Raw genomic sequence first — 13,317 nt, forward strand, 5'->3', positions numbered from 1 at the left:
GGAGTTTTAAAAATAAACAACGAGGAAATAGAGCTTTTTAATAATATAAATACTGGACCTGATGGTTTAGAACCAATTGCTGCAAACCTTTTAGACTTTAGAATTAATAGTCCAGCATTTGACAAAAAGGGAAATTTATGGGTAACCAATAGAGGAACCGATAAAGCTATAAAAGTACTGCGCACAACAAATCAATGGCAATCATATGATATTGGTGACTATATTACGAACGGAAGATTTGCATCAATGGGAATTGATAGAAACGACACTAAATGGTTGCCAACTCGCGATGATGGTGTTATTGCTTTTAATGATACTCGAAACAACAAAACTTTAAGAATAGATGATAGTAGCGGATTGCCTACAACAAATGTTTTATGTATTGCAATTGACAAACGCAACCAATTATGGATAGGTACAGCAGCTGGACTTAGAGTTTTATCTAGTGTAGATCAGTTTTTACAACAAGACGAACTCACGGTTTCAAATATTGTTATACAAGAAGGAGATTTAGCCCAAGAGCTTTTTTATCAGCAAATAATAACTGATATTGCAGTAGATGGCGCCAATAGAAAATGGGTCGCAATTGATAATGGAGGTGTTTTTTTAGTTTCATCAAATGGACAACAAACGCTCTACCAATTTGATAAAAATAATTCTCCACTACCTAGTAATTCAATAAACGATATAGAAATTGACGATGTAACGGGTGAAGTTTTTTTTGCAACCGATAAAGGAATGGTTTCTTTTTTAGGCGTTTCTACCAAGCCAAGTGATAGTTTAGCGGATGTCTATGTTTATCCTAACCCTGTTAGGCCAGGTTTTTCAGGAACTATAAAAATAAGCGGATTAACCGATAAAGCCAATGTAAAAATCACGGATATTGAAGGAAATTTAGTCCACGAAACCACTACTGCTGGCGGAACCATTGAATGGGATACCACCGCCTTTGGAAAATACAAAGTAGCTTCTGGAGTATATATGATTTTTGTGGCTTCACAAGACGGATTAGATTCTACGGTTAAAAAAGTGATGATTATTAGATAATGTTAGTTAAAACAAAAGCCATTGTCCTTTCTTCCTTAAAATATCAAGAAAAAAGCTTGATTGTCAAATGCTTTACGGAAAGCGACGGATTAAAAAGTTATTTTGTTCCAAGCGCCTATTCTAACAAAAAAGTGAACCAAAAAATTGCTTATTTTCAGCCTTTAACCATTATTGAAATCGAAGCCAATCACAAGAATAAAGGCACACTCGAACATTTTAAAGAAATTCGATTAGCACACAGTTACTATTACATAAACACCGATATTGTTAAAAGTACGATTGTTATTTTTCTTTCCGAAATTTTACATCACGCCATCAAAGAAGAAGAAAAAAACCAAAGTTTATTTTCCTTTTTAGAAACGGCACTTCTTTGGTTTGATACGCACAAAGAAACGACCAATTTTCATCTTATTTTGATGATGGAAGTTACAAAATATCTTGGATTTTATCCTGATTTGACCGAACTTGATTTTCCTTATTTTGACATCAAAGAAGGTTATTTTACGCCATTTCAAAGCATCAATTCGTTAACCCAACACGAAACACATTTGTTTAAACGATTATTACAATTAAAGTTTGATTCAGACCAAAAAATATTTGCAGGAATTGAACGCCAATTGCTGTTAAAAATTCTTTTAGATTTCTTCACTTTACATCTCGATGGCTTTAAAAAACCAAAATCTTTAGATGTCTTAACAGAAGTTTTTTCTTAATAGACAACTTTTGCCTTTTACCTTTTGCCTTTTACCTATAAATCATTACTTTCGCAAATTGATTTAAGTAAGCGACAAAATGAGTACAAAATTTACTGAATACAAAGGACTTGACTTGCCCACAGTGGCATCAGAAGTTCTTGATTTTTGGAAAAAAAACAACATCTTTGAACAATCGGTAACTTCTCGTGAAGGGGCTACGCCGTATGTCTTTTTTGAAGGACCACCTTCTGCAAACGGATTACCTGGAATTCACCACGTGATGGCGCGTGCTATTAAAGATATTTTTTGTCGATATAAAACTCAAAAAGGCTACCAAGTTAAACGAAAAGCAGGTTGGGATACACACGGCTTGCCTGTAGAATTAGGTACCGAAAAAGAATTGGGTATCACCAAAGAAGACATCGGAAAGACCATTTCAGTTTCAGATTACAATGAAGCGTGTAAGAAAACAGTAATGCGATACACCGACGTGTGGAACGACTTGACCGAAAAAATGGGCTATTGGGTAGATATGGAAGATCCTTATGTGACTTATAAATCCAAATATATGGAATCGGTTTGGTGGTTGCTTAAACAAATTTACAACAAAGATTTGCTTTACAAAGGGTACACCATTCAACCGTATTCACCAAAAGCAGGAACAGGATTATCTTCACACGAAGTAAACCAACCTGGTTCGTATCGTGATGTTACGGATACGACTGTAGTAGCGCAATTTAAAACTAAAAACGAAACGTTATCAAACTTTTTACAAGATTTTGGAGACATACATATTTTAGCTTGGACAACTACGCCTTGGACATTGCCAAGTAATACCGCTTTAACAGTGGGTCCAAAAATCGATTATGTTTTAGTTGAAACGTTCAATCAATATACCTTCCGACCAGTAAAAGTAATTTTAGCTAAGAATTTAATGGGAAAACAATTCGGAAAAGGATTTTTTGCTTCAACCGAACCGTCTGATTATGAAAATTTCAAAGAAGGCGATAAAAATATTCCATATCAAATCCTAGCCGAATGCAAAGGTTCAGATTTAGTCGGAATTCGTTACGAACAATTGATGCCATTAGCGTTACCGTATCAAAATCCTGAAAATGCGTTTCGAGTAATTGCTGGAGATTTCGTCACTACTGAAGACGGAACTGGAATTGTACACACCGCACCTACATTTGGAGCAGATGATGCTAAAGTGGCAAAAGAAGCTACTCCAGAAGTACCACCAATGTTGGTTTTGGATGAAAATGGAAATGCAGTTCCTTTGGTAGATTTACAAGGGAAATTCATCCAAAATTTAGGAGAATATTCTGGGAAATATGTAAAGAACGAATATTACAACGAAGGCGAAGCACCAGAACGCTCTGCAGATGTAGAAATTGCTATCCAATTAAAAGAAGAAAACAAAGCCTTTAAGGTAGAAAAATACGTACACAGTTACCCACATTGTTGGAGAACAGACAAACCCATTTTATACTATCCATTAGATTCTTGGTTCATCAAAGTAACCGAAATCAAAGACAGAATGTTCGATTTAAACGAAACCATCAACTGGAAGCCAAAAGCTACAGGAGAAGGTCGTTTTGGGAACTGGTTGAAAAATGCCAACGATTGGAATTTATCGCGTTCAAGATATTGGGGAATTCCTTTACCTATTTGGAGAAACGAAGAAGGAACAGAAGAAATTTTAGTAGGTTCAGTAGCAGAATTAGTTCAAGAAATTGAAAAAGCAATTGCCGCTGGTTTTATGACTGAAAATCCATTTAAAGGATTCGAAATCGGAAATATGACTGAAGAAAATTACGATTTAGTCGATTTACACAAAAATGTGGTGGACGAAATTATACTGGTATCAGCATCAGGCAAACCCATGAAACGCGAAACTGATTTAATTGATGTTTGGTTCGATTCGGGTGCGATGCCTTATGCACAATGGCATTATCCTTTCGAAAACAAGGATAAAATTGACGAAAATAAAGATTTCCCTGCCGATTTTATCGCTGAAGGAGTGGATCAAACACGTGGTTGGTTTTATACCTTACACGCCATTTCTACGTTAGTTTTTGATAAAATTGCCTATAAAAATGTGGTGTCAAATGGTTTAGTATTAGACAAAAACGGACAAAAAATGTCAAAACGTTTAGGAAATGCTGCTGATCCGTTTGATACGTTAGCCGAATATGGCCCTGATGCTACACGTTGGTATATGATTTCAAATGCCAATCCGTGGGATAATTTAAAATTTGATTTAGAAGGTATTGCTGAGGTGCGCCGAAAATTCTTTGGAACGCTTTATAACACATATTCGTTCTTTGCTTTATATGCTAATATTGATGGATTTACCTACAGTGAAGCCGAAGTTCCTTTAGCAGAACGACCAGAAATTGATCGTTGGATTTTATCTGAATTACATACGCTTATTCAAGTGGTTGATGCTGCTTACGCGGATTATGAACCTACAAAAGCTGCACGTGCTATTTCTGATTTTGTTCAGGAAAACCTTAGTAACTGGTATGTTCGTTTGTGTAGAAGACGTTTCTGGAAAGGCGAATACGCTCAAGATAAAATTGCCGCATACCAAACACTTTATACGTGTTTAGTTACGGTTTCTAAGTTAAGCGCACCAATTGCTCCATTTTTCATGGATAAACTTTACAAAGATTTAACGCAAGCAACATCTTCAGAAAAATCAAACAGTGTACATTTGGCCCTGTTTCCAGTTTCGGTTGAAAACTTTGTTGATAAATCCCTGGAAAGCAAAATGTTAAAAGCACAAACCATTTCATCATTGGTATTATCGCTTCGTAAAAAGGAAATGATTAAAGTGCGTCAACCATTACAAAAGGTAATGATTCCAGTACTTGACAATGTATTTAGAGCTGAAGTTGAAGCCATTTCAGACCTGATAAAAGCCGAGGTAAACGTAAAAGAAATTGAGCTTTTAGACGATGCATCAGGCGTTTTGGTGAAACAGATAAAGCCTAATTTTAAAACACTTGGGCCGCGTTTTGGAAAAGATATGCGGTTGATTTCCAAAGAGATACAAAATTTAAACCAAGAACAAATCAATCAATTAGATAGAGAAAATTCGTTGGAAATTAGTATATCAGGAAAAAGTATAACTTTATCATCCGACGATGTGGAAATCACTTCGCAAGATATTCCGGGCTGGTTGGTGGCTAATGCAAACGGAATAACTGTAGCCTTAGACATTACCATTTCTGAAGAATTGCGTAAAGAAGGGATAGCGAGAGAGTTGGTAAATCGTATTCAGAACATTAGAAAAGATTCTGGTTTTGAAGTAACCGATAAGATTGTGGTTAAAATGGGAAAAAATCCGCAAATTGAAGCAGCAGTATTTGCAAATTCAGAATATATTAAATCGGAAACATTAACAAAAACCCTACTTTTTGAAGATAAAATTGAAAACGGTATAGAAATTGAATTTGATGACATAAAAACAAGTATATTCATTTCAAAATAAAAAATTAACGAGTTATTTAAAAGTATAATTAAAATAATTGAAAGTATGATAGAGGAGCAATTAAGATATTCAGACTCAGATTTAGCAGAATTCAAAGCATTAATTCATGCTAAATTAGACAAGGCAAAAGGAGACTTAGAACTTATTAAAAGTGCTTATATGAATGATTTAAATAATGGAACTGATGACACATCGCCAACATTTAAAGCGTTTGAAGAAGGTAGTGAAACCATGAGTAAAGAGGCAAATTCACAATTGGCCATTCGTCAAGAAAAGTTTATTAGAGATTTAAAAAACGCCTTAATTCGTATTGAAAATAAAACCTACGGATTATGTAAAGTTACAGGCAAATTAATTAATAAAGAACGTTTAAAAATCGTCCCTCATGCTACAATGAGTATCGAAGCAAAAAATTTGCAACGTTAATCTTTTTACAAAATTTTACTAACGCTCCGCTTGGAGCGTTTTTTATTTGATAAAAACTACTATTTTTGCTAAAAATTTTCAAATGTCTTTAAAGAAAGCCTACTTACTAATTATTAGTATTTTATTAATCGATCAAATTTCGAAAATCTATATCAAGACGCATTTTTTCATTAATGAAGAAGTAAAAGTATTTGATTGGTTTAGAATTCATTTTATCGAGAATGAAGGCATGGCTTGGGGTGCTGAAATTCCAGGAGAATATGGGAAATTGATTTTAACCTTATTCAGAATTGTGGCAGTAGGCGGTATTGCCTGGTGGTTGTGGGATTCGGTTAGAAAACAAGCCTCAAATTTTCTTATTGTAGCGGTTGCATTGATTTTTACAGGCGCCTTAGGAAACATTATTGACTCGGTTTTTTATGGGGTAATTTTTAACGATAGTTATCATCAAGTGGCTACAGCTTTTTCAGACCAACCATACGGAACTTGGTTTCATGGTGAAGTAGTAGATATGTTTTATTTTCCAATGTGGGATGGAAATTTACCCTCTTGGTTACCATTTTGGGGCGGAAAACACTTTACTTTTTTTAATGCTATTTTTAATATAGCTGATATGGCAATTTCTACTGGTGTTGGGATTTTAATTGTGTTTAACAAAAGAGCTTTTGCGGCACCTAAAGAAGAAGCGCATCTGGCAGAAGATTAATTCGTAAAAGAGAAAATCGCGTCAGGTGTAACACAAAAATCCAATTTCATATCACTTTCAGAAACAGCCTCAATTTTTTCTTCTGGAGGGAAAAACGATAATCCAATTTTAATCGTTTCGGGGTTGCATTTACTGAGAAAGTTATCGTAAAATCCTTTTCCGTATCCCACACGATTTCCTTGTTTGTCGAAAGCTAGAAGCGGCACAAAAACCACATCAATTTTTACATCTGGAACTTCTAAACCATCAACAGGTTCAGGAACGTTGTAACTATTCTTTTTAATTTTGGTGTTATCCGTTAATAAAAAATGCGTCATGTTCAATGTTTCAAAATTACATTTCGAAATGACGATTTCTTTATCTTTTCCGGCTAAAATTTGTAAAATATATTCAGTATTGATTTCTTTTTGTTCCTCAATCGTTAAGAATAAATGATAATACAGTTTGTCCCAAATGTCTAGGCGCAACAATTGGTTCGCAATCGCCAAACTTTTGGCTTCGATTTCTTCTTGAGTTAACGATTGTCTTAATACTTTGTACTTACTTCTTAATACCTTTTTATCCATTTACAGACGCTTTCAATTCGTCTATAAAAGTAGTTAAATGTTCTATTTCTACGTGATCCATCACCACAATTTTATACCATTTGTTGTTTTCATTGTGTTGTTGAGGAACCAAATCATACTTTTCAGCAATTTTTTCTGGAATGGATTCCGAATGAATGGTTACGATATTCATAAACGGTTCGCGGAAATATTGGATATTCAATAGGTCTAATTCGTGACATAAAAATTGGGTACGCATTTGTAAAATACTTACTTTTTCAAACCAGCCAAAAGCACCATAGGTAAATAAAATCATCCAAACTGCCACTGCATTCGCGCCAGAACGACTTCCACAAAGGGTTAAATCCATTCCTTCTACATATTCCGCTTCTTTAGTTAGCACGTTTTCGATTAAACCTTTTCGGCAAATAAAAACGCCAGTTCCATAAGGAGCTTGCAGCATTTTGTGCGCATCAATCGTAATGGAACTAATTTTCGGATTGCTAAAGTTGATATTCGTTTTTTGATTGCTAAACGGATACACAAATCCGCCATAAGCGCCATCAATATGTAGGCGATAAGTAACATTGTGTTTTTCTAAAATCGAAGTATAATCATCAGGATTATCAACCGAACCAAACATGGTAGTTCCCATATTAGAAACGGCGATGAAATATTTTTTGCCATTATTTTTTGCTTCTGAAATGATGTTATCCAATCCATTCACGTCTATTTCACGATTTTCAAAACCAACGGGAATTTTCAACCAATCAATTTGCAATAAATTCGAAGCCTTTGGAATAGAATAATGCGTGTCTTCCGAAGCTAAAATAGCTATTTCGTCTAATTTAGCATCAAAATTATGCAGAAATTCATTTCTAAAAACCCAAATTGCTTGAATGTTTGCTTCCGTTCCACCTGGAGCGATGTAACCATCAAACTCATTTTCTTTAGCTTTAAAAATATCAACAGCAATTACATTTAATACTTCGCGTTCGATTTCTTGTGTGCCGTAAAATGCTTTTTCTGAAGTACCAAAAGTGTGACATCCGATATTATTTGGATTAGCCACATAGGTTTGAAGGGTTGGTGCATCTTTTAAAAATGGCGCATCGTCATAAAAAACACGACTGTCTAACTTAGAAGCTGGATAGCCTAAAGAAGCGTCTTTTGAGAAGTTAACATTATCGTGTAAGGCTTTATCAATTCTTACTTTTCTTTCTTCGTGGGTAAGTTTTTTCCAAAAATCCATGTCTAAAAATTTTCACGAAAATACAGTAAGCCAAATCAATAAAACATGATAATTGTTAGCTTTTCAATTCTAAATGGGTAGAAATGTGAAAAATAGCATCCCCTTGATAAATAATTGGCGCATCGTTTACATTAATAATATATCCTTCATGCGGCGCTTTGACTTTATGTTCAACTTTTCCATAGGGGTCAGAAATAGTGGCTAATAAATCCCCTTTTTTAACAAAACTACCAATGATAGCTGTCCCATGAAACATGCCCGAGTATTTTGCCCTAACCCAACTTGATTTTTCAATATATATGGTTTTGTGGGTTGGAATTATAACTTTTTTTCTCGGATTTAGCATGCCTAAATGATCTAAAAAACGCTTAGCTCCTTCCAAAGCTTCTTGTGTAACGGTGTCATTTAAGTCTAATGATTTTCCGCCTTCGAAAAGTAACATTTTTACATCTAGTTTATCGCAAGAATTTCGAAACGTACCCGAAATATTCTTCGAATACAACGTAAAAGGCGCATTAAAAACATCGGAAAGTTTTTTTAATTCTTTGTTTTCGGGAACAATTCTAATTTGTGGGGCATTAAATCGACTAGCGCCACCAGCATGAAAATCAATTGCGTAATCAATATGCGGCATAATATCTTTCAAAATATAATAAGCAAAACGACTGGCTAACGAACCCGTTTTACTTCCTGGGAAAACCCTATTCAAATCGCGACCATCAGGAAATTCTCTTGTTTTATTGATGAATCCAAAAATATTAATGATTGGAATACATATAATGGTTCCTCGTTTTGGTTTGTTGATTTTTTGAACAATAAACTGCCTCACAATTTCAGTCCCGTTGATTTCATCGCCGTGTAAACATGCTGTGAACAACACTGTTGGACCATCTAATTTTGAACGTTCCACAATGATCGGAATTTTCAATTTGGTCATGGTGTGTAACTTTGCAATTTCCATGTTAATGGTCTTGCTTTCACCAGCTAAAATGGTTTCTTTGAGGATTACAAGTGGTTTTGAGACTGTCATTTTTAAAATCTAAAGTGTTAAAAATACAAAAACAAATTCCATTTAGGAACACAGATTTAAGAAATTTGAGAAATTAACTATGTAAACGCAAAGAGCGCAAAGATTTACGCTAAGTTCGCCAAGTTTAAAATCTGTTTAATCTGCGCTGCAATGCATCCGTTTTATCCGCGTTCCAATTAAAACAAATCTATTATCTTTGTTCTTTACTCTTTTTTAAAAATGCAAACACCATTAGAACTTCAAATCCAAACCTTGCCCGATAATCCAGGCGTGTATCAGTATTATGATAAGGATGGGAAAATTCTATATGTTGGGAAAGCGAAAAACTTAAAAAAACGCGTTCAATCGTATTTCACCAAGAATCATGACAATTATAAAACTTCGGTTTTGGTTAAGAAAATTGTTACGATAAAACACATTGTCGTTCCTACGGAAACCGATGCTTTATTATTGGAAAACAATCTGATAAAAAAGTTGCAACCGCGTTATAATGTATTACTTCGAGATGATAAAACCTATCCTTGGATTTGCATCAAAAACGAACGATTTCCTAGAATATTCTCTACCCGAAAAATGATTAAAGATGGTTCAGAATATTTTGGACCTTATACGAGTTTTAAAACCGTTCATACGATTTTAGATTTAATCAAAGAATTATATCCGTTGCGAACTTGTAATTACGATTTATCGAAAGCGAATATCGATTCGGGAAAATATAAAGTATGTCTGGAATATCATATTGGCAATTGCAAAGGACCCTGTGAAGATTATGAGTCGTTGGAAAATTATCAAAATCAAGTAGAGAAAATCCGTCAAATTTTAAAAGGAAATTTCAAAGAAAGTTTGAAAGATTTTAAAAAATTGATGACCGAATTGGCTCAAGAAATGCAATTTGAAGCCGCTCAAAAAATCAAGGAGAAAATAGAAGTTTTGGAGAATTATCAATCGCGTTCAACGGTTTTAAATCCAAAAATTACCAATTTAGATGTGTTTTCCATTATTTCAGATGAAACGATGGCCTATGTAAACTTTTTACAAATTTCGCATGGCGCAATTGTGCGTTCGCATACGCTGGAATTAAAGAAAAAATTAGACGAAACCAACGAAGAATTGCTAGAATTGGCAGTAGTAGAATTACGCGAACGATTTCATTTGAATGCAAAAGAAATTGTTGTGCCGTTTACGATAGATTTAGGTGAAACTATAAAAATTACGGTGCCACAACTAGGCGATAAAAAGCACATTTTAGAACTATCAGAACGCAATGCTAAATATTATCGATTAGATCAATTAAAACAAATCCAAATAGTAGATCCAGAACGCCATACTAATCGGATTATGGCTCAAATGCAAAAAGATTTGCGACTATCAGTTGAACCAAGACATATTGAGTGTTTTGATAATTCGAATATTCAAGGAACAAATCCTGTTTCTGCTTGTGTGGTTTTTAAAGATGGAAAGCCCAGCAAAAAAGATTACCGCCATTTTAACATTAAAACCGTTGAAGGGCCAAATGATTTTGCCTCAATGGAAGAAGTAGTATACCGAAGATATAAACGAATGTTAGATGAAAATCAGTCCTTACCGCAATTGATTATTATTGATGGAGGAAAAGGGCAATTATCATCAGCATTAAAAAGTATTGATGATTTAGGATTACGAGGAAAAATTGCAATTATTGGTATTGCAAAACGGTTGGAAGAATTATTTTATCCAGGCGATTCGGCACCCTTATATTTAGATAAAAAATCGGAAACTTTGAAAGTAATTCAGTTTTTACGAAATGAAGCACACCGATTCGGAATAACCCATCATCGCGATAAGCGAAGCAAATCGGCATTAAATAATAGTTTAGAAAGTATTCCGGGTATTGGTGAAAAAACGATGATTACTTTAATAAAACATTTTAAAAGTGTTAAAAGACTTCAAAATGCAAATGAAAAAGAAATTTCGGAAGTAATAGGCCTTTCAAAAGCCAAAAAAATTTCCGACTTTTACAAGACTAATAATTGAGTTGCATGAAAAAACACCTTTTGCTTTTAAGTTTATTAATGGTGATCCAAGTGAGTTTTGGTCAAGAATTGTCGCGCCCAAAAATTGGATTAGTATTAAGTGGCGGAGGCGCAAAAGGATTAGCCCATATTGGAGTTTTAAAAGTAATTGATTCGCTGGGCATTAAAGTAGATTATATATCGGGCACAAGTATGGGAGCAGTAGTAGGAGGATTATATGCTTCAGGATATAATGCTCATCAACTGGATTCTATTTTCTCATCAATTGATGTGGATGCACTCTTGCAAGACTACACACCACGTGAATCAAAATCGTTTTATGAAAAGAGAAATGATGAAATTTATGCCTTAACCTTACCTTTTACAAATTTTAAATTAGGACTTCCTTCTGGACTTTCAAAAGGGCTGTATAATTTTAATTTAATATCAAGATTAACAAAACATGTAAGCCACATAAGAGATTTTGATGAACTTCCTATACCTTTTTTGTGCATGGCCACCGATTTAGAAACAGGGGAACAAAATTCACTTGACTCAGGCATACTAGCCCAAGCTATAATTGCAAGCGGAGCAATACCTTCTTTATACAATCCTGTTGAAATTAATGGGAAAACACTTATAGATGGTGGAGTGGTTAATAATTATCCTGTAGAAGAGTTAAAAAATAGAGGAATAGATTTTATTATTGGGGTTGATGTTCAAGAGGGATTAAAAAACAGAGAGCAGTTAAAAGATGTAACTTCGGTACTTTCTCAAATAAATAATTTTTCTATGATAGAGAAAATGGAGGGAAAGCGAAGTTTGACAAATATTTACATTCAGCCCGAAATTAAAGGCTTTTCCGTAGTTTCTTTTGATAAAGGTCCTGAAATAATTAAAAAAGGTGCTGAGAAAGCAAAAACGTTCATTAATCAATTACTTCCATTAGTTGAAAATAACAAACGACCAGCTATTAAAGTGGCTTATCAAGATTCTATTTATATAGAAGTAATAGATTTTAACAATTTAGAAAATTATACACGCGCTTATATTTTAGGTAAATTAAGATTCAGAAATAACACAAAAATTTCACATAATCAATTAGAAAAAGGAATTTCAACATTAAATGCCACACAAAATTTTAGCGCAATTACTTATTCTTTAGAAAAAATACAAAAAGGAGAACGATTAACTTTAAATTTAAAAGAAAATAAAAATAATACATTTTTAAAATTTGGAATTCATTATGATGATTTGTATAAAAGTGGCGTATTGGTAAATTATACCCATAAAAGGATTGCTACTAAAAATGATGTTGTTTCTTTAGATGTAATTCTTGGCGATAATTTCAGGTATAATTTTGATTATTATATAGATAATGGATTTTATTGGAGTTTTGGATTCAATTCAAAGTTAAATTCATTTAATAGAAATATTTCAACCGATTTTGACAATGGGATTGTTTTATCAAATTTAGATATTAATTCGGTTAATATTGATTTTACAGATTTAACTAATCAGGCTTATTTGCAAACAATTTTTGTTCAAAAATTTTCGGTTGGAGCCGGACTAGAATTTAAATATTTGAAAATAGCATCTCAAACACTACAAAACACGACTCCAATTTTTGATAAAAGTGATTATTTGTCGGCATTTGGATTCATCAAATATGATTCATTCAATCAAAAATATTTTCCTAAGAAAGGATGGTCGTTTTTTGGTGAAATGAAAACATTTCTTTACTCAACAGATTATACCAACCAGTTTGAACGTTTTTCAATTGTAAAAACCGAAGCCGGAATTGTCATCGAGCCGATCAAAAGACTTACTTTTAGGTCACATTCAGAGATTGGATTTGCTGTTGGAGAACGCACCATTTCCTTCTTTGATTTTGTACTAGGCGGATATGGATTTGTTCCAGCAAATAACTTTAAACCCTTTTTTGGGTATAATTTTTTAAGTTTATCAGGAGATAGTTATGCAAAACAAACAGCAACTGTTGATTATGAATTTTATAAAAAGCACCACATTAATTTTACAGGTAATTTTGCAAATGTGGGCAATAGAATTTTTGAACATTTAGAAGATTGGTTAAAAAAACCAAAACATACAGGATATGCCATAGG

General features: G+C 33.7%; 10 protein-coding genes. 7 read left to right on the forward strand and 3 right to left on the reverse strand.

Translation table 11 applies throughout. The features are described 5' to 3' along the window. The 5 genes from ACIQZC_RS05300 to ACIQZC_RS05320 form a co-directional block, all read left to right on the forward strand. Positions 1-1,047 (forward strand): two-component regulator propeller domain-containing protein (locus ACIQZC_RS05300; protein WP_396138197.1); only part of this gene is annotated, 1,047 nt, incomplete at its 5' end. Beyond that, positions 1,047-1,760, forward strand: a complete 714-nt coding sequence (gene recO, locus ACIQZC_RS05305; protein WP_396138198.1) for a DNA repair protein RecO — start codon at positions 1,047-1,049, stop codon at positions 1,758-1,760. The genes ACIQZC_RS05300 and recO, both read left to right, overlap by 1 nt. A 79-nt stretch (positions 1,761-1,839) precedes the next feature. Further along, positions 1,840-5,241 (forward strand): isoleucine--tRNA ligase, encoded by a 3,402-nt coding sequence (gene ileS / locus ACIQZC_RS05310; protein ID WP_396138199.1) that lies wholly within the window; start codon positions 1,840-1,842, stop codon positions 5,239-5,241. Between the two features lie 45 nt (positions 5,242-5,286). Further along, positions 5,287-5,667, forward strand: a complete 381-nt coding sequence (locus ACIQZC_RS05315) for a TraR/DksA family transcriptional regulator (protein WP_396138200.1) — start codon at positions 5,287-5,289, stop codon at positions 5,665-5,667. A gap of 82 nt (positions 5,668-5,749) precedes the next feature. Next, positions 5,750-6,373: a lipoprotein signal peptidase gene (locus ACIQZC_RS05320; RefSeq protein WP_396138201.1), complete on the forward strand. Its 624-nt coding sequence runs from the start codon at positions 5,750-5,752 to the stop codon at positions 6,371-6,373. On the opposite strand, the gene ACIQZC_RS05325 is transcribed toward ACIQZC_RS05320, so the two are convergent. From ACIQZC_RS05325 to ACIQZC_RS05335, 3 genes are read right to left on the reverse strand one after another with little or no spacing between them, the layout of a single operon-like run. Then, complete coding sequence (locus ACIQZC_RS05325) at positions 6,370-6,939, reverse strand: 5-formyltetrahydrofolate cyclo-ligase (protein ID WP_396138202.1); 570 nt, start codon at positions 6,937-6,939, stop codon at positions 6,370-6,372. The genes ACIQZC_RS05320 and ACIQZC_RS05325 overlap by 4 nt on opposite strands. Beyond that, positions 6,932-8,170, reverse strand: coding sequence for an aminotransferase class I/II-fold pyridoxal phosphate-dependent enzyme (locus tag ACIQZC_RS05330; protein ID WP_396138203.1), 1,239 nt, complete (start codon positions 8,168-8,170; stop codon positions 6,932-6,934). Before ACIQZC_RS05330 ends, ACIQZC_RS05325 begins: the two co-directional genes overlap by 8 nt. A 55-nt stretch (positions 8,171-8,225) precedes the next feature. Next, complete coding sequence (locus ACIQZC_RS05335) at positions 8,226-9,200, reverse strand: succinylglutamate desuccinylase/aspartoacylase family protein (protein ID WP_396138204.1); 975 nt, start codon at positions 9,198-9,200, stop codon at positions 8,226-8,228. A 219-nt stretch (positions 9,201-9,419) separates the two neighbouring features. Between ACIQZC_RS05335 and uvrC the strand changes: the two genes are divergently transcribed. Next, positions 9,420-11,213, forward strand: coding sequence for an excinuclease ABC subunit UvrC (uvrC, locus tag ACIQZC_RS05340; RefSeq protein WP_396138205.1), 1,794 nt, complete (start codon positions 9,420-9,422; stop codon positions 11,211-11,213). A 5-nt stretch (positions 11,214-11,218) separates the two neighbouring features. After that, positions 11,219-13,317, forward strand: a 2,099-nt coding sequence (locus ACIQZC_RS05345) for a patatin-like phospholipase family protein (RefSeq protein WP_396138206.1), incomplete at its 3' end; no start/stop codon positions are given.

This window comes from Flavobacterium sp., assembly GCF_044338735.1.
GTDB lineage: Bacteria > Bacteroidota > Bacteroidia > Flavobacteriales > Flavobacteriaceae > Flavobacterium.